The organism is Pantoea sp. ICBG 1758, from assembly GCF_002928325.1.
Lineage (GTDB): Bacteria > Pseudomonadota > Gammaproteobacteria > Enterobacterales > Enterobacteriaceae > Pantoea > Pantoea eucrina.
Genome location: NZ_POWL01000001.1, coordinates 111,218 through 131,662 on the forward strand (window position 1 = coordinate 111,218; position 20,445 = coordinate 131,662).

The window sequence follows — 20,445 nt, forward strand, 5'->3', positions numbered from 1 at the left end:
AAACACACACCCAAAGGATATGTATGAACGTTATCGAAGCTGCTGTTGCCACGCCTGATGCTAAAATTGCCATCGTGATTGCGCGTTTTAACAACTTTATCAATGACAGTCTGCTGGATGGCGCGGTAGATGCGCTGAAGCGTATCGGTCAGGTTAAAGCTGAAAACATCACCGTGGTCTGGGTGCCGGGCGCCTATGAGCTGCCGCTGGCCGCGCGCGCGCTGGCGAATACCGGTAAGCACGACGCGATTGTTGCGCTGGGCACGGTGATCCGTGGCGGCACTGCCCACTTCGAATATGTGGCAGGTGAAGCGAGCTCCGGTATCGCTAACGTGGCAATGAGCTGCGAAATCCCGGTCACCTTCGGCGTTCTGACCACCGAAAATATCGAGCAGGCGATTGAACGCGCCGGCACGAAAGCGGGTAACAAAGGCGCAGAAGCCGCGCTGACCGCACTTGAAATGATCAACGTATTGAAAGCCATTAAAGCCTGATTTTTGTAAGGGGAATTTTGTGAAACCTGCTGCTCGTCGTCGCGCCCGTGAGTGCGCTGTCCAGGCGCTCTACTCCTGGCAGTTGTCCAACAACGACATTGCCGATGTGGAATACCAGTTTCTGGCGGAACAAGACGTCAAAGACGTCGATATTAGCTATTTCCGCGAACTGCTGGCCGGTGTGGCGACCAACAGCGCGTACCTGGATGGCTTGATGAAACCCTGGCTGTCGCGCCAGCTTGAAGAGCTGGGTCAGGTAGAAAAAGCGATCCTGCGCCTCTCGCTCTATGAGCTGAGCAAGCGTGCGGATGTGCCTTATAAAGTCGCCATCAACGAAGGTATTGAGCTGGCAAAAGTGTTTGGCGCTGAAGACAGCCATAAGTTTGTCAACGGCGTGCTGGATAAAGCCGCTCCGCAAATACGACCAAACAGAAAGTAGTGCAGAAGGCCGGGTGACCGGCCTTTTTTCATTGAGACCTGATTTATGTCCTGTGGTGAATTTGAACTGATCGCACGCTATTTCAACCGTGTAACCAGCTCCCGTCGCGACGTGGAGAAGGGCATTGGTGATGACTGTGCGTTACTGAACGTTCCTGACAAACAGACCCTCGCTATCAGCACCGATACGCTGGTAGCGGGCGTCCATTTCTTACGCGATATCCATCCGGCCGATCTCGGCTACAAAGCGCTGGCGGTAAACCTCAGCGATTTAGCTGCGATGGGCGCCGATCCGGCATGGCTGACGCTGGCACTGACGCTGCCTGAGGTCGATGAGACCTGGCTGGCGGGCTTCAGCGACAGCCTGTTTGAGCTGCTCGACTACTACGATATGCAGCTGATTGGCGGCGACACCACGCGCGGTCCGCTCAGCCTGACGCTGGGTATTCACGGGCTGGTGCCTGTCGGGCGCGCGCTGAAGCGCTCCGGTGCAAAGCCAGGTGACTGGATCTACGTTACCGGCACGCTGGGTGACAGCGCGGCGGGACTGTCGCTGCTGCAGCATCATCATCGTCTTGACGATCCGGCGGTGCACGAGGTGCTGATCAAGCGTCATCTGCGTCCGATGCCGCGCGTGCTGCAGGGCCAGGCGCTGCGCAGCCTTGCTACCTCGGCGATCGATATCTCTGATGGCCTGATTTCCGATCTTGGCCATATTCTGACGGCCAGCCGGGTTGGCGCACGCCTGAATCTCGACGCGCTGCCGCTCTCCGCTACGCTGCGCGATCATTTTGCGCCGGAGCAGGTGCTGCGCTGGGCGCTGAGCGGCGGTGAAGATTATGAACTCTGCTTCACGGTGCCTGAAGTTAACCGCGGCGCGCTGGATGTGGCGCTGGGCCGGCTTGGCGCACCTTATACCTGTATCGGACAGATCGCCCCGGAAGCGGAAGGGCTGACGCTGCTGGAGCACGGCAAGCCGCGCCGCTTTAACCATAAAGGATTTGACCATTTTGACGCGCGATAAAGATGTAGCGAAAAGTCGCCTGCGGATGCGCAATCCCTGGCATCTGCTGGCAACCGGTTTTGGCAGCGGATTAAGCCCTTTTATGCCGGGTACCGTAGGCTCGGTGGCCGCGATCCCGTTCTGGTGGCTGATGACGTTTCTGCCGCTGCAGCTCTATTCGCTGGTGGTGCTGGTGGGTATCAGCGTGGGCGTCTATCTCTGTCATCGCACCGCGCGTGACATGGGCGTACACGATCACGGCAGCATCGTCTGGGATGAGTTTGTCGGCATGTGGATCACGCTAATGGCGATCCCGGTGCTTAACGGCTGGTGGGTACTGGCTGGTTTTGTCATCTTCCGGATTTTTGATATCTGGAAACCGTGGCCTATTCGCTGGTTCGATAAGAACGTTCATGGCGGAATGGGCATTATGGTCGACGATATCATCGCCGGCGTAGTCTCCGCAGCCGTATTATACGGCGCCGGCCTGCTGCTGTAAGGGCGGCCAGGGACGCATTAATGCGTATAACCCGCGGTATATGATTCGGCCAGGGGCGCATGAATGCGCCCCCTACGTATATTTTGTAGGGGCGGTATTTATGCCGCCCTGGTTTCAGGCGCATCGATACGTATAACCGCGGTACATGGCTCGGCCAGGGGCGCATGAATGCGCCCCCTACGTCATGTTTTGTAGGGGCGGCATTTATGCCGCCCTGGTTTATGCGGATATCAATTGCTTACTCATACCCTACAGCCGGATGCGGCTGATAGACCATCTCCAGCTCGGCGATATCTTCCGCACTCAATTCAACGTCAACCGCTTTAACCAATTCGGCAAACTGCTGCTCACGTGAAGCGCCGATAATAGGGGCGGTCACGGCGGGTTTATGCAGCAGCCATGCCAGTGCGACCTGCGCGCGCGTCACCTTTTTCTCCGCGGCAATGGTGGCCAGTCGCTCCGCAATCGCGGCGTCGTTCTCTTCTGTACCGGTATACAACTTCTCCATCACATTATCAGAGACCGAGCGTGCGGTAGTTTCCCCCCAGGGGCGCGTCAGTTTGCCGCGCGCCAGCGGGCTCCACGGCAGCACGGCGATGCCCTCACGCTGACAGAGCGGGTGCATCTCCTTTTCCTCTTCGCGCTGGATCAGATTGTATTGATCCTGCATGCTGACAAAGCGCGCCCAGCCATGATCTTGCTGCAGCTGCAGTGCCTGAGCAAACTGAGAGGCGTGCATGGAAGAGGCGCCGATATAACGCGCCTTACCCGCTTTCACCACCTCATCCAGCGCCTGCAGCGTCTCTTCAACGGGCGTTGCATAGTCCCAGCGGTGGATCTGCAGCAGATCCACATGATCCATGCCGAGTCGCATCAGGCTGTCATCGATCGACTGCAGAATATTCTGCCGCGACAGGCCCTGCGACAGGTTGCTGAGCGGGAAGTAAACTTTGGTCGCGACCACCACGTCATCGCGCCGCGCGAAATCTTTCAGCGCGCGTCCGAGGATCTCTTCGCTGCTGCCGTCAGAATAGCTGTTGGCGGTATCAAAAAAGTTGATCCCCGCGTCCAGCGCCTGTTTGATCAGCGGCCGGCTGCTCTCTTCCGGCAGCGTCCAGGCGTGGTTGCCGCGCATCGGATCGCCATAGGTCATGCAGCCTAAGCAGAGTCGGGATACCTGGAGATCGGTCTGGCCTAAACGAACGGTTTTCATTGAGAGCTCCTGCTCTTATGCGTGGGAAAAGGATTCCGTAAGCATAGCAGCAGGAGCGAAGAGGGGAGTTATTGCGCGAGCCAGGCAGCGATCTGCTGCTGAATGCCGGCGGCATCCAGTTGATAGTCGTGACGCACCTCTTCCTGAGTACCCTGTGGAATAAACTCATCTGGCAGGCCAAGGTTGAGCACCGGCACGGCCAGGCGTTTCGCCATCACAAACTCATTTACGCCGCTGCCGGCGCCACCCATGATGGCACCTTCTTCCAGCGTCACCAGCGCATCATGGCTCTGCGCCAGCTCGCGAATCAGGGTTTCATCCAGCGGTTTCACAAAGCGCATATCTACCAGCGTGGCGTTCAGTGCTTCAGCCGCGGCCTGCGCATCCGGCAGCAGCGTGCCGAAATTGAGGATCGCCAGCTTTTCACCCTGACGCTTCACCACCCCTTTGCCCAGCGGCAGACTGGTAAGCGGCTCAAGCGTGGCACCGGTACCGGTACCGCGCGGATAGCGCACCGCGCTCGGACCCGCCTGATAGTGATAGCCGGTGTAGAGCATCAGGCGACACTCATTCTCGTCGCTTGGCGTCATAATCACCATGCCGGGCACGCAGCGCAGATAGGCGATATCAAATGCGCCCTGATGCGTCTGACCATCCGCGCCGACAATACCGCCGCGGTCGATAGCAAACAGCACCGGCAGCTGCTGAATCGCCACATCGTGGATCACCTGATCGTAAGCGCGCTGCAGGAAGGTGGAGTAAATCGCCACGACCGGCTTGTAACCGCCAATCGCCATGCCGGCAGCAAAGGTCACGGCGTGCTGTTCAGCAATCGCCACGTCAAAATATTGCTGCGGATAGGCGCGCGAATAACTCACCATGCCGGACCCTTCACGCATTGCCGGCGTGACCGCCATCATGCGCGGATCGTCAGCGGCGATCTCGCTCAGCCAGTCGCCAAAAATCTTCGAGTAGCTCGGCAGACCAGGCACGCTTTTTGGCAGCGCACCGCTGGCCGGGTCAAACTTCGGCACGGCATGCCAGGCGATAGGATCCTGCTCGGCAGGGGCATAGCCTTTGCCTTTTTTGGTCATGATATGCAGGAACTGCGGACCTTTAAGATCGCGCATATTCTTCAGCGTGCTGACCAGCGTCAGTACATCATGGCCGTCAACCGGACCGATGTAGTTAAAGCCCAGCTCCTCGAACAGCGTGCCGGGCACCACCATGCCTTTCAGATGCTCTTCGGTGCGCTTCACCAGCTCTTTAATCGGCGGCAGACCGTCCAGCACGCGCTTGCTGCCTTCGCGCAGGCGCGAATAGGTTTTACCGGAGAGGATCTGCGCCAGGCGGTTATTCAGCGCGCCAACGTTCTCCGAGATCGACATCTCATTGTCGTTGAGGATCACCAGCATATCGGGCTTGATATCGCCGGCATGGTTCATCGCCTCAAACGCCATTCCGGCGGTAATTGCGCCGTCGCCAATGATACAGGCGGTGCGGCGACCTTTACCTTCCCGCTCGGCGGCGACCGCCATGCCGAGACCGGCGCTGATGGAGGTAGAAGAGTGTCCGACGCTCAGGACGTCATATTCGCTCTCACCGCGCCACGGAAACGGGTGCAGGCCGTTTTTCTGCCGGATGGTGCCGATGCGATCGCGGCGTCCGGTCAGAATTTTATGCGGATAAGCCTGATGGCCTACGTCCCAGACCAGATGGTCAAATGGGGTATTGTAGACGTAATGCAATGCGACGGTCAGCTCGACAACGCCCAGACCCGACGCAAAGTGGCCGGATGAGCGGCTGACGCTATCCAGCAGATACTGACGCAGCTCATCGCACAGGGCCGGAAGTTTCTCTTTCGGCAGTAAACGTAATTCCTGCACCGTGCCTGCTAACGCCAGTGTCGGGTATTTTGCAATATCAAAACTCATCAGAGACTCATTATGAAAGTTATTTATCGCGTTCAATTATGAAGCTTGCCAGCGCTTGTAATACGCTTGTGTCATAGCCCTGGCCGGCGAGGATCTCCAGCGCCCCCAAAGCTTCCTGATAGAGCGCCTGCGCTTTTGTACGCGCGCCCTCAAGCCCTAACAGGGCAGGGTAGGTACTTTTGCCCAGCGCCTGATCGGCGCCCTGGGTTTTGCCCAGCACGGCGGTATCGCCGGTGACATCCAGAATGTCATCCTGCACCTGAAACGCTAGGCCGATAGCATCAGCATAGGTGTCCAGCAGCGGCAGCGCCAGGCGAGCCGGCTCGCCTGCAGCCAGCGCACCCAGACGCACGGCAAGACGGATCAGTGCGCCGGTTTTATGGCGATGGATCTGCTCAAGCTGCGCCAGATCGATCTGTCTGCCTTCGGCCGCTAAATCCAGCGCCTGGCCGCCGCACATACCGGCAACGCCGCTGGCCTGCGCCAGTTCAGAGATCATTCTCACGCGCGTTGCCGCGCTGACGCCCGGCATCGGTTCATCAGCCAGAATAGAGAAGGCCAGCGTTTGCAGCGCATCGCCCGCCAGAATGGCCGTATCTTCACCATAACGAATATGACAGGTAGGCTGTCCGCGGCGCAGCGCGTCATCATCCATCGCCGGCAGATCGTCATGGATCAGCGAATAGGCGTGGATACACTCTGTGGCGGCGGCAGGCGCATCAAGGCTGGCTGCGTCGGCGTTAAGCATTTCACCGGTGGCATAGACCAGAAAAGGACGCAGACGCTTACCTCCTAATAGTGCCCCATAATGCATGGCATTCACCAGCGGGGAACTCTGAAAAGGCAGTGGATCTATTAAACGTGTCAGCGCCTGATTTACGCGCTCATGATAGGTTTGCTGTAGCTGGACAAAATCCATTAGTCGTTATCCGGCGTAAAAGGGGTAAGGTCGGCCGTTTTATCATCGCTCAGCAGGATCTGTACGCGCTGTTCAGCCTGCTGCAGCGTCTGCTGACCGCTGCGCGCCAGCTGCACACCGCGCTCAAACTCATTCAGCGCCTCTTCCAGCGGCAGCTCGCCGCTTTCCAGCCGGCTCACAATCTGCTCCAGCTGCTGCAGGGCGGTTTCAAAACTCACGGGCGCTTCGGCTTTTTTCGGCATAATCAGTGTCGACTCACAGTTTGGGACATCTTCGTGCAATCGGTCATGGTAGCCGACGGGGAATAATAAGCAAAATGTTGAATGTGATTGCGGTAGCAGAAGCAGTCACGCAGTAAAGGTGGTATACTTTTGCGCCTCGGATGCGGACGCTCTCGCGATCCCCGCAATATTATGATCTTACCAGCTAAGTGCTGATGATTTTAGCACTTATTTGCCCAACGAAGCTGTGTCGCCATGAAGTTTATCATCAAGCTCTTCCCTGAAATCACCATCAAAAGTCAGTCGGTGCGGCTGCGCTTTATCAAAATTCTTACCGGCAATATCCGCAATACCCTGCGTTCTCTGAATGAGGATATCAAGGTGGTGCGCCACTGGGATCACATTGAAGTACGCGCCAAAAACGAAGCGCTGCGTGAAACCATTGTGGATGAGCTGACGCGTATTCCTGGTATCCACCACGTGCTCGCCGTTGAAGATCGTGCTTACACCGATATGCACGATATCTTTGAGCAGACGCTGGCGCTGAACCGTGAGCGCCTGGAAAATAAAAGCTTCAGCGTGCGCGTAAAACGTCGCGGCACCCACAGCTTCAGTTCACAGGATGTGGAACGCTATGTAGGCGGCGGGCTGAATCAGCATATCGCCAGCGCGCGCGTGCAGCTGAAGCAGCCGGATGAGACGGTTAATCTGGAGATTGAAGACGATCGTCTGCTGCTGATCACCGGTCGCTTTGAAGGGCTGGGCGGCTTTCCAATCGGCACGCAGGAAGATGTGATGTCGCTGATCTCCGGTGGCTTTGATTCCGGTGTCTCCAGTTACATGCTGATGCGACGCGGCTGCCGCGTGCACTACTGCTTCTTTAACCTTGGCGGCGCGGCACATGAGATTGGCGTGCGTCAGGTAGCACACTATCTGTGGAATCGTTTTGGCCGCTCACACCGCGTGCGCTTTGTCGCCATCAATTTTGAGCCGGTCGTCGGCGAGATTCTGGAAAACATTGATGACGGGCAGATGGGCGTGGTGCTGAAGCGCATGATGGTTCGCGCTGCGTCAATGATTGCCGAGCGCTACGGTGTACAGGCGCTGGTGACCGGCGAAGCGCTGGGTCAGGTATCGAGCCAGACGCTGACCAACCTGCGCCTGATCGATAACGCATCCGATACGCTGATCCTGCGTCCGCTGATTTCACACGATAAAGAGCATATTATTAACGTGGCGCGGCAGATCGGTACGGAAGATTTCGCCCGCACCATGCCGGAATACTGCGGCGTGATCTCAAAGAGCCCGACGGTTAAAGCGGTGAAAGGCAAAATTGAAGCGGAAGAGCAGAATTTCAACTTCGATATTCTTCAGCGCGTGGTGCAGGAAGCGACTAATCTCGATATCCGCGAGATTGCTGAACAGACCGAAGAAGAAGTGGTGGAAGTAGAGACCGTGGACTCTTTTGGCACTAACGATGTGGTGCTCGATATCCGTGCCGCTGACGAGCAGGACGCTTCCCCGCTGGATCTCAGCGGCGTGGAAGTGAAGTCGCTGCCGTTCTATAAGCTCAGCACGCAGTTTGGCGATTTGGATCAGAACCGGACCTGGCTGCTCTATTGCGATCGTGGCGTGATGAGCAAACTGCAGGCGCTTTATCTGCACGAGCAGGGTTTTACAAACGTGAAAGTTTATCGCCCTTAGCACGTCAGGGGCGCCACCGGGATTATCCGCCGGGATATCACCGGAATTTGTTGGGGCGCATTAATGCGCCCCCTACGTCTGGCTTCGTAGGGGCGCCATTAATGGCGCCCTGGTTTATGTGCGGCATCCGATTCGGCCCAGGGGCGCATTAATGCACCCCCTACGGTGATACCGGAATTAATTTCGCGCAACGGAATTCGCAGAGGCGCACTTTATTCGCGCTCGTCGAACTCCTGATAATTATAAATGCCTGCCGCCAGCACCAGCTGTGAGGCGACTTCGCGTGCGGTCTCTTTATCCTGCAGCAGATCCACCAACTTTAATGCAAAATCAAACGCTGTACCCGGTCCCTGGCTGGTGAGCAGATTGACGCGCGGATCCCATACCACGCGGCGCTCCATCCATTTCGCATCCGGAATTGTCTCTTTCAGGCCCGGAAAGCCGGTCATATTCCCGACCGGAAAAAGATCGTGCGGCACCAGTACCGTGCCTGGCGCTGCGCAAATAGCCGCCACAATTTTGCCTGTCAGATGAAACTGGCGCACCGTTTCCACCAGCAGCGGGCTGTCGCGGAACGTCTCCGCACCTTTCAGACCACCGGGCAGAACAACGGCGTCAAAATCGTTATCTGCCACTTCTGCCAGAGGGGCATCAGCCAGCAGGCGCACGCCGCGCGAGCATATAATTTCCCGTGTGCCGTCACTCTCTGCGCTGGCGGTAGTGACAGTGATGCCGCCGCGCACCAGCACGTCGATGGTGGTGACCGCTTCGGTCTCTTCACTGCCATGAGCGAGGCATACCAGTACGGATGGGCTGGCGTTCATATTGTGACTCCTTACGTTTTACCAGATCATAAAGGCGGCTATTCTCCGGCAGCGTAATGCCCTGACTGCGCGCGCGGCGCAGCAGATAGCCGGTAATATAATCAATTTCAGTTTGTCGCTGCGTACGGATATCCTGCAGCATAGAAGAGACATTGGCGGCAGTCGTGTCGATAACGTCATAAATAATGGCGCGTAGCGTCTCTGCATCCATATGCTGTCCTTCACGCGTCAGCAGCAGCGCCAGCTCGTCGCACAGCGTATCGATCTGCTCCGGCCAGGCGCGCAGCGCGCCGTTCAGGCACTCATGCTCTACCGTTAGCGGATTGATAACGCAGTTCACCGCCAGCTTGCGCCAGCAGGCGGAAGCAATATCATCATGCCAGGCAACGTCAGGTAATGCCTGATGCAGCAGATCCGCGAGATGGCTCAACGGCGCGGCGTCACGGCTGACCGGTCCGATATGCGTGATGCCAGCCGCCACGTGGCGGATCACTGTCCCGTCATGCATCGCCGCATGGGTGGTGATGCCGCGCAGCAGCGGCTGCGTCAAATCGCGCAGCTCCTCCAGCGTTCCCATACCGTTATGCAGCAGCAAAACCGGCATGTCCGCGCGCAGCACGCTCTGAAGATTTTTAATTGCTGGCGAAACCTGTGGCGCTTTCAGGGTAACCAGCAACAGGTCGCTGCGCGCCAGAAACAGCGGATCGTTGGCGATAAAGGTGTGATTGCTCACTTCGCCCTGCAGATCGGTGACGTTAACGGAACAGTAGGGCTGCGGCACGCGCAGCCAGCCCTGTACGTCGTGACCCTGACGGGCCAGCGCAGTCAGCCAGACCTGCCCCAGCGCGCCGCAACCCAGCACGGTAATTTTCATTCTGCCTCCTGCTGGCGGGGTATTTTCACATCACATACTCAGTATAGCTTTGAGCTGCCGCGTGTTTTATTAGCGCAGCAAGACGCGTATTATGCATGTCACTTTAGTATCAGGAGAAGAAAAGATGCCATCTTTCGATATCGTTTCCGAAGTCGAGCTGCAGGAAGTCCGCAACGCGGTAGAAAATACCAACCGTGAACTCTCAACCCGCTTCGACTTTCGTAACGTCACCGCCAGCGTTGAGCTGAATGAGAAGAACGAGACGATTAAAATCACCACCGAGTCCGATTTTCAGGTGAAGCAGATTGTCGATATTCTGCGTGAAAAGCTACTGAAGCGCGGTATTGAAAACGCTGCGATTGAGGTGCCGGAAGAGATTGAACACAGCGGTAAAAGCTGGAGCGTAGAAGCCAAACTGAAAAAAGGCATTGAAAGCGACGTTGCCAAAAAGCTGGTGAAGCTGATCAAAGACAGCAAGCTTAAGGTGCAGACGCAGATTCAGGGCGACGAACTGCGCGTGACCGGCAAATCGCGCGACGATCTGCAGGGCGCGATGGCGCTGGTGCGCGGTGGCAACCTCGGCCAGCCATTCCAGTTCAAAAACTTCCGCGATTAATCCTCTCTGGCGCACGCCGTACCGCGATAGATCGACAGCGCACCATGCCGGATAGATCGCTGTAAAAAAAAGCCCGACGCAGTGGTCGGGCTTCAGATTCAGCAGCTGGCGAGCAGCGCCTCTATCTCAACGCGGCTCGTGACTTTGCTGTCGATTTTGATATACGCGCTTTTCTCTTCCGGCACGATAAATACGGATGCCACGCCAGGCTGAGCTTTCAGACGTTTTTCCAGATTCGGCACGGCCAGCACGGCGTCGCTCAGTACCAGCCGCAGGCTGCTGACGTAAGGCGGCTCCTGCATCGACATCGCAACAAACAGCCAGGCCGCAGCGATAATCGCTCCGATGAGAAATACCGTCTGCGCATCAATATGACCAAAAATCCAGCCGCCGAGGCTGCCGCCAATCGCCACTCCAAGAAACTGGCTGGTGGAGTAGATACCCATGGCGGTGCCCTTATAACCAGCCGGTGACTCTTTGCTGATCAGCGAGGGCAGAATGGCCTCCATTACGTTAAACGCGAGGAAAAAGAGCTGCACGCCAGCCACCAGCGTCCAGAAGTGGCCTTCTGCTCCCCAGAGAACGATTTCCGCAATGATAATCAGCGCCACGCAGCTGACAAAAACCCGCTTCATACGGCGCTTTACTTCGGCGTAGATAATGACCGGCACTACGGCGACAAAGGCAACCAGCATGGTCACCAGATAGATTTTCCAGTGCTCAGCTGCCGGGAGGCCTGCCAGTTCAAACTGGCCGGGCAGGGCGACAAAGCTCGACATCAGCAGCACGTGCAGACAGAGAATGCCGATATTAAGCTTCAGCAGTCTGGGATTGGCCAGCACGGCGCGAATGCTGCCTTTTACCATCCCGGACTCGCGGTTAAGCACGTGACCGCGCGCATTCGGCACGACCAGCAGCGTGATAACGATACCCAGCGTTGCCAGCAGCGCAATCATCCAGAACAGCGCATGCAGCCCCAGCGCGTGCGTGACAATGGGTCCGGCCACCATGGCAATCGCAAAGGTCACGCCAAAACTGATACCGATAAACGCCATCGCTTTAGTGCGGTTCTGCTCACGGGTGAGATCGGACAGCAGCGCCATTACGGCGGCGGCAATAGCGCCGGAGCCTTGTAAGGCGCGACCAAGAATAATGCCCCAGATTGAGGTTGTCGTGGCGGCGATCACGCTGCCAAGGACAAACAGCAGCAGGCCGCCGACAATCAGCGGCTTGCGTCCGATACGATCGGAAAGCAGCCCGAAGGGGATCTGAAAAATGGCCTGTGCCAGACCATAAATACCAATTGCCAGACCAATCAGGGTTTCGCTGGCACCCTGCAACGCCATGCCGTAAGTAGTAAGTACCGGCAGAACCATAAACATTCCGAGCATACGCAGGGAAAAAACGGTACCTAAACCCCATGTAGCGCGCAGCTCTACCGGCGTCATTTTATTGTCGTTCATTCCAACCTCTGTAAGTGTCTGCCTGTCATGCACCATGCTGCAGCAGCCAGTAACACCCTGTTGCTGCAAATCGATTTATTTCGGGCATTTAGCACCCATTTTAGGGAGCAGGGGAGGGCGGGTAAAACATTTGTTTTTAAGCAGTGGTAACAAAAAGAAAGGGCGCGAAAATCGCGCCCTTTCTCAGAGTGACGGTGCCCGCTTACCAGACGTAAGTGAGCAGGTCTTTGGATGCGGGAGCCATGAAGTCAACTGACATCATGACGCTCAGCGCGGTGATGGCGATGATAGAGAACACAAACAGTTTACGCGCCCAGACTTTATCGTTTGAGGTTTTGTAACCTGAGAGTGCCATACCCAGCCACCAGACGCTGACCGCCGCAGCCACGATCAGATATTTGTAGCCCGCATAACCACCCAGTGAGAGCATCAGCGTGGCAATCATAAACGCCAGAATGTAGAGCGTAATATGATTTTTCGCCACAGAGATGCCTTTCACCACCGGCAGAACCGGAATGTTGGCGGCCTGGTAATCTTTAAAGCGGAAGATGGCAATCGCGTAGGAGTGCGGCATCTGCCACAGGCTAAAGATAGCCAGTAAAATTAATGCGCCAGCATCAAACTCATTGGTGACTGCGCAGTAGCCAATTACCGGTGGCGCAGCACCGGAGAGGCTGCCGATCAGCGTTCCGTAGACCGAATGACGCTTCATATAGAGGCTGTAAACGCCAACATAGACCACGAAGCCCATGACCGCCAGCCACATGGCCAGCGGGTTGGCGCCGAAATACAGCAACGCAAAGCCAGCAATACCCAACGCAGTGGCATAAACCAGGCTTACTTTCGCCGAGATCAGGCCTTTGACCAGAACCCGGTTCCGCGTTCTCTCCATTTTGATGTCGATATCGCGGTCAATCACATTGTTGAATACACAACCCGATGCGACCACCAGCGATACGCCAGCCAGCGCGGTGAGAAACAGGGGATAATCGATGCTGCCTTTAGAGGCCAGCAGAAATCCACCGATGACAGAAATTAAATTTCCGAAAATAATTCCTGGTTTTGTTACTTGCAGGTATTGCTTAATCATTACGCGTGACTCTTTAGTGGGCCATCATGTTGTAGTTGAGGTTCCACATAATCCACAGTGAACCGATCACAACAATCAGAATGATGATTGCTGAGAAGACAATGGCCACCATGTTCCAGCCACCCTCTGATTTGCTGTCCAGATGCAGGAAGTAGACCAGGTGCACCAGCACCTGAACCACTGCACACACCAGAACCACACCCAGGATGGTGCCGTGTGAGGCACTGCCATCCATTACCATCCAGAACGGGATCGCCGTCAGGATGATAGAGAGGATGAAGCCGATCATGTAAGACTTCACGCTACCGTGTGATGCACCATGTTCGTTTACAGAATGACTCATTACATGGCCCCCATCAGATAGACAACGGTGAATACGCAGATCCACACCACATCCAGGAAGTGCCAGAACAGGCTCAGGCACATGATACGGGTACGGTTGCTCTCAGTCAGACCACGTTTAGCGATCTGGAACATCAGAACCGCCATCCAGATCAGACCAGAGGTAACGTGCAGACCGTGCGTACCAACCAGAGTAAAGAAGCCAGAAAGGAAGCCACTACGGTTTGGACCGAAGCCTTCCGCAATCAGGTGATGGAATTCATAGATTTCCATCCCGATAAATCCGGCACCGAACAGGAAGGTCAGGGCCAGCCAGCCAATGACCGAACCTTTGTTCTGGTTGTTCATCGCAATCACTGCCATTCCATAAGTAATGGAGCTCAGCAGCAGCAGCGCGGTTTCAACCAGCACAAACGGCAGTTCGAAAATATCTTTACCTGCCGGGCCACCGGCAGTGTTGTTGACCATTACTGCATAGGTCGCAAACAGCGTTGCGAAGATAATGCAGTCACTCATCAGGTAGATCCAGAAGCCAAAGACTTTATTGGCTCCTGCATCGTGATGCCCATGCTCCGCATGGGCGTCGTGGTGGTGTTTTACGGTTTGAGTCGACATTATTTCAGACCTGCTTTGCTGATGTCATCAAAGTGCTTCTTCTCGATCTGCTCGATTTCAGCAACCGGAACGTAGTAATCCACGTCCTCATCGAAGCTCTTCACAATCCAGGTCACGATAGTGCCCAGGAAAGTGAGACCCGCCAGCCACCAGATATGCCAGATCATGGCGAAACCGAAGACTGTTACGAATGCAGCGATAACAATGGCCGCGCCGCTGTTTTTCGGCATATGAATTTCTTCATATTTTTCTGGCTGCTTGTACGCTTCGCCTTTCTCTTTCATTTCCCAGAACGCATCACGCTCGTGGATATGAGGGATAACAGCAAAGTTGTAGAACGGTGGTGGTGAAGAGGTTGCCCACTCCAGCGTACGACCGCCCCACGGGTCACCAGTCAGATCGCGGTTCTGATCGCGGTCACGTACCGATACCCAGAACTGAACCAGCTGGCACAGAATACCGCAGGCAATCAGCGCCGCACCGCCAGCTGCAACAACCAGCAGCGAGTGGAACTGTGGATCGATATCCTGGCTCAGACGACGGGTCATACCCATGAAGCCCAGTGCGTACAGCGGCATAAAGGCAACAAAGAAGCCGATGATCCAGAACCAGAAGGCGCGTTTACCCCAGGTTTCGTTCAGCGTGAAGCCAAATGCTTTCGGGAACCAGTAAGTCACACCGGCCATGCAACCGAAGACAACACCACCGATGATAACGTTATGGAAGTGTGCAATCAGGAACAGGCTGTTGTGCAGGACAAAGTCTGCGCCCGGTACGGCCAGCAGTACGCCGGTCATACCACCGACTGAGAAGGTCACCAGGAAGCCGATGGTCCACAGCATCGCTGAGTTAAACTCAATACGACCCTGATACATGGTGAACAGCCAGTTAAAGATTTTCACCCCGGTCGGAATCGCGATGATCATCGTCATGATACCGAAGAAGGCGTTAACGTTAGCGCCCGCACCCATGGTGAAGAAGTGGTGCAGCCAGACGATGAACGACAGTACGGTAATGGCGATGGTTGCCCACACCAGTGAGGTGTAACCAAACAGACGCTTTTTCGAGAACGTCGCGGTAACTTCAGAGAAGACACCAAAGACCGGCAGAACGAGGATGTACACTTCCGGGTGACCCCAGACCCAGATCAGGTTGACGTACATCATCATGTTACCGCCCATATCATTAGTAAAGAAATGGAAGCCGAGGTAACGATCAAGCGTCAACAGTGCCAGCGTCACGGTCAGAACCGGGAACGCAGCGATGATCAGGACGTTGGTGCAGAGTGATGCCCAGGTAAAGACCGGCATTTTGAACAGGTCCATGCCCGGCGCACGCATCTTCAGAATGGTCACGAAGAAGTTGATACCGGTCAGCGTGGTCCCGATCCCTGAGAGCTGGAGACTCCAGATCCAGTAGTCGACCCCGACGCCAGGACTATACTCCGCGCCAGAAAGCGGCGGATAAGCCAGCCAGCCAGTCTGTGCGAACTCGCCCACACCCAGAGAGATGTTCACCAGGATCACACCGACCGCGGTAAACCAGAAGCTCAGGTTGTTCAGGAACGGGAACGCAACGTCACGGGCACCGATTTGCAGCGGAACCGCGATGTTCATCAGACCTACAACGAATGGCATTGCCACGAAGAAGATCATAATCACGCCGTGAGCAGTGAAGATCTGATCGTAGTGATGCGGAGGCAGAATGCCCGCCTCACCGGCAGAAGCCATAACCTGTTGGGTACGCATCATTACTGCATCGGCAAAGCCGCGCAGCAGCATGACGAATGCCATGATGATATACATGATACCCAGTTTTTTGTGGTCAACGGAGGTAAGCCATTCTGACCACAGATACTTCCACTTACCAAAATAGGTGAGGGCGGCAACCAGCGCCAGACCACCAATGATGATAGCGGCGACCGTAACCATGATAATAGGCTCATGGTACGGCACTGCATCCAGTGTTAATTTTCCGAACATCGTATTATTCCCCGGTTCCCGCAGCAGCGGCGTGATTCATGTCCATGCCTTCGTGTGACATGTCCATTTTCCCGTGGCTCATCTTGAACTTATCAATAATCTGCTTGAAGAGTTCAGGATTCGCAGTTGAGAAATATTCCACCGGATGATTCTCACTTGGCGAAGCCAGTTTCTCAAACTCATCCATGGTGGTCAGCGTGTTAGGTGCCGCTTTAACTTTGGCAACCCACTGCTGGAATTCCGCATCATCTTTAGTTGCAATGGCCTTGAACTTCATGCCAGAGAAACCGCGACCACTGAAGTTTGATGAGATACCGTCAAACGTTCCTGGCTCATTGGCGATCAGGTGCAGTTTGGTCTGCATGCCCGCCATGGCGTAGATCTGGCTGCCGAGCGTAGGAATGAAGAACGAGTTCATCACGGAGTTAGAGGTGATTTTGAAGTTAACTGGCGTATTTGCCGGGAAGGCAATCTGGTTAACGGTGGCAATACCCTGTTCCGGGTAAATGAACAGCCATTTCCAGTCCAGTGCAACCACATCGATCTCAACAGGCTTAACGTCAGAGACCAGCGGTTTAGCCGGCTCCAGCGCATGCGTTGATTTCCAGGTCAGCACGCCGAGGAAGATGATGATCAGGATCGGAATGGTCCAGACCACGGCTTCCACTTTGTTAGAGTGTGACCAGTTAGGGCTGTACTTCGCTTCGGTATTGGTCGCCCGATATTTCCAGGCAAACACAACAGCCATTAAGACTGCCGGAATAACGACAATCATCATCAAGCCAAAGGCTGTCAGAATCAGTGAACGTTGCTCCATTGCAATCTGTCCCTTGGGATTTAACAACGCACTATCGCAGCCGCTGAGTAATACAGCGCCTGCGATTAATGACAAAATCCCCAAACATTTATTGTATTTCATGAGTCTCATTTAACGACCTCAATGACAAGGGCTCTATTGTCGTTTAAGTGTGCGCGCATTTTACGGTAAGGTTTATGCAGTGTAAACCAGCTTAAGGATGTGTCAGAAGGGTGTTGACACCTTTTGCTAAGGGAGTCACAGATGTTACGCAGAGTGACAAATTATTAACCGCGACAAGCAGTTGGCAGCAATATAACAAAAAGCAATGACAGAAACCGCAGAAAAAACAGGGAAAGCATAAACCGTACTTTTAATGCTCACTTATTTAACAATTATGCATCATTTGAGCGATAATTTTTCCACAAACTGATTGCTCACCGGATTTAAATATCGCCCAATGTTGTTAAATTAATGTTTTTATTTCGCGATGAAAAAAATGCTATTTGCGCTAATTCGCAGGTGCTATTTTTAAACAAAATAAATAGCGCCTGCAAATAGTGTCTGGCTATCGCTCAGCGAGCCGGTGGGTTTTCCTCAGAGCCAGACAGTCGAGTACCACGCCCAGCATAACGGCCAGAACGGCAATGCCGATGCCCGCCTCAAACAGTGGCGTCAGCAGCGCAGTCAGCGATTCTGCGCCTGCAGCTGTTAGCGCCAGCGTCAGCAGCCAGCAGCCCAGTAACGCGCAGCCTGCGGTGAACAGGCGGACAATCCAGCGATAGCCCACAGGCCAGCTGGTACGCGGAATAAACGTGCCGCTCTGCTGCATCTGAAGAAGCGTGGTGCGGCTAAGCCACAGCAGCAGCAGTCCCGGTAGCGCAGCCACAACGGTAAACGCATAGAAAGCTGACCAGCCCCATAGCTCAACCAGCCAGCCGGCGGCCGGACCCACATAAACGCGGCCAACAGCAGCCAGCGCTGAGAGCAGAGCGAACTGGGTGGCAGAGAACGCTTTATTACACATGGTCATCAGCAGCGCCACAAAGGCTGCTGTTCCCATGCCACCACACAGATTTTCAATAAACACCGCGCTGGCCATGCTCCAGAGGTGGGGCGGGGTAACCGCCAGCAGCCAGTAAGCGGCGTTCGATACGGCCTGCAGAATGCCAAACAGCATCAGAGCGCGAAACAGGCTCAGACGCTGCATCAGCACGCCGCCATAGAGTGCGCCGATAATCGTCGCCAGCAGCCCCAGCGTTTTATTCACCAGGCCAACATCGCCCGCGCTGAAGCCGACGCCGCGGATAAGAAAGGTTGTTGTCAGCGACGCCGCGAAGGCATCTCCCAGCTTATAAAGGATGATCAGGGTGATAAGCAGCCAGGCATTGTTACGCTGAAAAAAATCCGCCAGAGGAAACGTAACGGCCTGGCGCAGCGTATGCGGCTCGCGTTTAGCCGCAGCGGGCTCGCGAGCCAGCAGCGTGGCAATCAGCCCCGGGATCATTAGCAGCGCCATCAGCCAGTAGGTTGCGCGCCAGCCCAGATAGCGATCGGCAAGCCAGAGTGCCAGCCCGCCGGAGATAAGCATCGCCAGGCGATAGCCCAGCACCGTAATCGCTGCGCCGCTGCCGCGCTCTTCCGGCGGCAGGATATCCGTTTTCCACGCATCAAAAACGATATCCTGAGAGGCGGAACAGAATGCGACCAGCACGGCGATGGCCGCCAGCAGCGTTAAATCCTGAGCCGGATGCATAAAACCGAGCGCGACAATGCCGGCAATCAGCGCCAGCTGAGTCAGCAGTAGCCAGCCCCGGCGACGTCCCAGAAACGGCGGCGTATAGCGGTCCATCACCGGCGACCAGAGAAACTTGAAAACGTAAGCCTGTCCTACCAGCGAAAAGAAGCCAATGGTTTTGAGGTCGACATTCTCTACGGTCATCCATGCCTGCAGCGTGCCTGCGGTCAGCGCCAGCGGCAAGCCGGAAGCAAAACCAAGCAGCAGCAGTACCGCCGCGTTACGTTGGGTAAATATTCGCAGATAGTGAGAGGTCATAGCCAGCCTGAGGTAGTGCCCGGCACAGACGGCCGGGCAGATGACAGCGGAGCGGTTAGCGTGCGTTCTGTTTAATGAAGTTGTTTACGCTGGTGTCCTGCGCCATATCGGCGATCACATCGCTCAGCGTCGCATTCACAGCGTTGGTGATCTTGTCGTTGGTGGCATTGAAAGCGCCTTCAATGCTGTAGGTCTGACGGTAGTTTTTCACCTGCTTGTTGCCATTTTTCGCCGTGGCAATAATAGAGATATCCGCTTTCGTGGTGATGCTGTAGCGCACGTTACCCTGCGTGACGTCAGCGTAGAGGCCATTCACCACAATCTGCAGATCCACTGCGCCGTTCGGGCCAATCATATATCCGCGGGAGGTCATCTGCTTCTCCAGCACTTCCTGCAGCAGAAAACGCAGGTCGCGTGATGGCGTCAGCGTAACCAGCTGTCCATCGCGGTTAACCTTTGCCAGCGCCTGATCGCTGCGCTGATCGGCACCGTTTACGCTGACGGTAACGCCCATCAGGCTCGGATCCTGTTGTGGCAGCTGGATCTTTGGCTGAATGTTCAGGGTTGTACTGTTGCTGGCACAGCCGGCTAAAACAAAAGCAGCCAGCAGAGGGAATAACAGTTTTTTCAACATACTCATTCTCATTAGCGTTAGGTTGGGAGATAAATCCGGCGTCATCATAGCATTGCAGCGAGGTGAAAAAAGCCCCAGCCACCGGGAAATTGATTGTAAAGGCTTTTTTCAGCCCGGAGGAAAACCCGCAGGTTGACCCGCCCGGATTGCCGGTTATGATGCGCTGCAGAGCGGGAATATTTTCTGATTTTTACCGGGCAGTAATGCAAAACCTACTAATATTTAAACAGATGGGGCACAGCGCTCGCCGGAGAGGGTGTAAACAATGATTCGCGAACAAATAGAAGAAAAGCTGCGCAACGCTTTCACACCTGCACACCTCGAAGTGCATGATGAAAGCTATCGTCATAACGTGCCTGCCGGTTCTGAAAGTCACTTTAAAGTGGTGATTGTCAGCGATCACTTTACCGGCCAGCGCTTTTTACAGCGGCATCGCGCCATCTATGGCGAACTGTCTGCGGAACTGGCAGGCAGCGTACACGCGCTGGCGCTGCATACCTACACGCAAAAAGAGTGGCACGGGCTGCAGGATACTGTCCTGGCTTCGCCTAACTGCCGGGGTGCCGGTACGCTTGCCTGATGCTGGCATCTTCAACCTTTCCTGAAACGGCCTGCGGGCCGTTTTTTCGTTTCTCAGACGCTAAACGCGATCTGCGGCGCAAAAAAGCAGCAAAGTCGTTAAAAAGTGGTGAGTTTGCAGCCTCGACTCATTCCGGCGATGCCGCTAT

Annotated in this window: 21 protein-coding genes; 7 read left to right on the forward strand and 14 right to left on the reverse strand. The window is 55.4% G+C overall.

The genetic code is table 11. From position 1 onward, the window contains the following. Nucleotides 1–23: 23 nt before the first annotated feature. From ribE to pgpA, 4 genes are read left to right on the forward strand one after another with little or no spacing between them, the layout of a single operon-like run. Nucleotides 24–494 carry a 6,7-dimethyl-8-ribityllumazine synthase gene (gene ribE, locus C1Y41_RS00565; protein ID WP_039382965.1) on the forward strand — a complete coding sequence of 157 codons (471 nt, stop codon included), beginning with the start codon at nucleotides 24–26 and terminating at the stop codon, nucleotides 492–494. Between the two features lie 19 nt (nucleotides 495–513). Further along, nucleotides 514–933: a transcription antitermination factor NusB gene (gene nusB / locus C1Y41_RS00570; protein ID WP_039382966.1), complete on the forward strand. Its 420-nt coding sequence runs from the start codon at nucleotides 514–516 to the stop codon at nucleotides 931–933. A gap of 45 nt (nucleotides 934–978) precedes the next feature. Beyond that, a complete protein-coding gene (gene thiL / locus C1Y41_RS00575; RefSeq protein ID WP_039382967.1) occupies nucleotides 979–1,956 on the forward strand; it encodes a thiamine-phosphate kinase in 978 nt (325 codons plus the stop codon). Next, nucleotides 1,943–2,434, forward strand: coding sequence for a phosphatidylglycerophosphatase A (gene pgpA / locus C1Y41_RS00580; RefSeq protein ID WP_039382968.1), 492 nt, complete (start codon nucleotides 1,943–1,945; stop codon nucleotides 2,432–2,434). The genes thiL and pgpA overlap by 14 nt, the downstream gene beginning before the upstream one ends. 238 nt (nucleotides 2,435–2,672) lie before the next feature. On the opposite strand, the gene C1Y41_RS00585 is transcribed toward pgpA, so the two are convergent. From C1Y41_RS00585 to xseB, 4 genes are all read right to left on the reverse strand, one after another. Beyond that, nucleotides 2,673–3,647: an aldo/keto reductase gene (locus C1Y41_RS00585; protein WP_039382969.1), complete on the reverse strand. Its 975-nt coding sequence runs from the start codon at nucleotides 3,645–3,647 to the stop codon at nucleotides 2,673–2,675. A gap of 68 nt (nucleotides 3,648–3,715) precedes the next feature. After that, a complete protein-coding gene (gene dxs / locus C1Y41_RS00590; protein WP_071668929.1) occupies nucleotides 3,716–5,581 on the reverse strand; it encodes a 1-deoxy-D-xylulose-5-phosphate synthase in 1,866 nt (621 codons plus the stop codon). A 19-nt stretch (nucleotides 5,582–5,600) separates the two neighbouring features. Further along, nucleotides 5,601–6,500 carry a (2E,6E)-farnesyl diphosphate synthase gene (gene ispA, locus C1Y41_RS00595; RefSeq protein WP_039382971.1) on the reverse strand — a complete coding sequence of 300 codons (900 nt, stop codon included), beginning with the start codon at nucleotides 6,498–6,500 and terminating at the stop codon, nucleotides 5,601–5,603. Beyond that, nucleotides 6,500–6,742, reverse strand: a complete 243-nt coding sequence (gene xseB, locus C1Y41_RS00600; RefSeq protein WP_039382972.1) for an exodeoxyribonuclease VII small subunit — start codon at nucleotides 6,740–6,742, stop codon at nucleotides 6,500–6,502. Before xseB ends, ispA begins: the two co-directional genes overlap by 1 nt. Before the next feature lie 234 nt (nucleotides 6,743–6,976). Between xseB and thiI the strand changes: the two genes are divergently transcribed. Further along, on the forward strand, nucleotides 6,977–8,425 hold the full coding sequence (gene thiI, locus C1Y41_RS00605) for a tRNA uracil 4-sulfurtransferase ThiI (protein ID WP_104084627.1): 1,449 nt from the start codon (nucleotides 6,977–6,979) through the stop codon (nucleotides 8,423–8,425). A gap of 212 nt (nucleotides 8,426–8,637) precedes the next feature. Here the strand turns inward: thiI and yajL are convergent, their stop codons facing one another. Both yajL and panE read right to left on the reverse strand, forming a co-directional pair. Beyond that, the gene (gene yajL / locus C1Y41_RS00610) at nucleotides 8,638–9,249 is read right to left on the reverse strand and encodes a protein deglycase YajL (protein WP_039382974.1); all 612 of its coding nucleotides are present in this window, start codon (nucleotides 9,247–9,249) and stop codon (nucleotides 8,638–8,640) included. Continuing rightward, entirely contained in the window at nucleotides 9,203–10,123 is a 921-nt protein-coding gene (gene panE, locus C1Y41_RS00615; protein WP_039382975.1) for a 2-dehydropantoate 2-reductase, read from the reverse strand. Before panE ends, yajL begins: the two co-directional genes overlap by 47 nt. A gap of 124 nt (nucleotides 10,124–10,247) precedes the next feature. Here panE and C1Y41_RS00620 point away from each other — a divergent pair, with 124 nt between their 5' ends. Then, nucleotides 10,248–10,739, forward strand: a complete 492-nt coding sequence (locus C1Y41_RS00620; RefSeq protein WP_039382976.1) for a YajQ family cyclic di-GMP-binding protein — start codon at nucleotides 10,248–10,250, stop codon at nucleotides 10,737–10,739. 98 nt (nucleotides 10,740–10,837) lie between these two features. On the opposite strand, the gene C1Y41_RS00625 is transcribed toward C1Y41_RS00620, so the two are convergent. From C1Y41_RS00625 to C1Y41_RS00660, 8 genes are all read right to left on the reverse strand, one after another. Next, nucleotides 10,838–12,202, reverse strand: coding sequence for an MFS transporter (locus C1Y41_RS00625; RefSeq protein WP_094111498.1), 1,365 nt, complete (start codon nucleotides 12,200–12,202; stop codon nucleotides 10,838–10,840). Nucleotides 12,203–12,404: 202 nt separating this feature from the next. Continuing rightward, entirely contained in the window at nucleotides 12,405–13,292 is an 888-nt protein-coding gene (gene cyoE, locus C1Y41_RS00630) for a heme o synthase (RefSeq protein ID WP_039382978.1), read from the reverse strand. Between the two features lie 13 nt (nucleotides 13,293–13,305). Continuing rightward, nucleotides 13,306–13,635 carry a cytochrome o ubiquinol oxidase subunit IV gene (locus C1Y41_RS00635; protein WP_039382979.1) on the reverse strand — a complete coding sequence of 110 codons (330 nt, stop codon included), beginning with the start codon at nucleotides 13,633–13,635 and terminating at the stop codon, nucleotides 13,306–13,308. Beyond that, on the reverse strand, nucleotides 13,635–14,249 hold the full coding sequence (locus C1Y41_RS00640; protein ID WP_039382980.1) for a cytochrome o ubiquinol oxidase subunit III: 615 nt from the start codon (nucleotides 14,247–14,249) through the stop codon (nucleotides 13,635–13,637). The genes C1Y41_RS00635 and C1Y41_RS00640 overlap by 1 nt, the downstream gene beginning before the upstream one ends. Continuing rightward, complete coding sequence (gene cyoB / locus C1Y41_RS00645) at nucleotides 14,249–16,231, reverse strand: cytochrome o ubiquinol oxidase subunit I (RefSeq protein ID WP_039382981.1); 1,983 nt, start codon at nucleotides 16,229–16,231, stop codon at nucleotides 14,249–14,251. Before cyoB ends, C1Y41_RS00640 begins: the two co-directional genes overlap by 1 nt. 4 nt (nucleotides 16,232–16,235) lie before the next feature. After that, nucleotides 16,236–17,159 carry a cytochrome o ubiquinol oxidase subunit II gene (gene cyoA / locus C1Y41_RS00650; RefSeq protein WP_039382982.1) on the reverse strand — a complete coding sequence of 308 codons (924 nt, stop codon included), beginning with the start codon at nucleotides 17,157–17,159 and terminating at the stop codon, nucleotides 16,236–16,238. Nucleotides 17,160–17,595: 436 nt separating this feature from the next. Further along, the gene (gene ampG / locus C1Y41_RS00655) at nucleotides 17,596–19,083 is read right to left on the reverse strand and encodes a muropeptide MFS transporter AmpG (RefSeq protein WP_071668931.1); all 1,488 of its coding nucleotides are present in this window, start codon (nucleotides 19,081–19,083) and stop codon (nucleotides 17,596–17,598) included. A gap of 55 nt (nucleotides 19,084–19,138) precedes the next feature. Then, entirely contained in the window at nucleotides 19,139–19,717 is a 579-nt protein-coding gene (locus C1Y41_RS00660) for a lipoprotein (protein ID WP_039382984.1), read from the reverse strand. 265 nt (nucleotides 19,718–19,982) lie between these two features. Here C1Y41_RS00660 and bolA point away from each other — a divergent pair, with 265 nt between their 5' ends. Then, a complete protein-coding gene (gene bolA, locus C1Y41_RS00665; protein ID WP_039382985.1) occupies nucleotides 19,983–20,297 on the forward strand; it encodes a transcriptional regulator BolA in 315 nt (104 codons plus the stop codon). Nucleotides 20,298–20,445 lie beyond the last annotated feature (148 nt).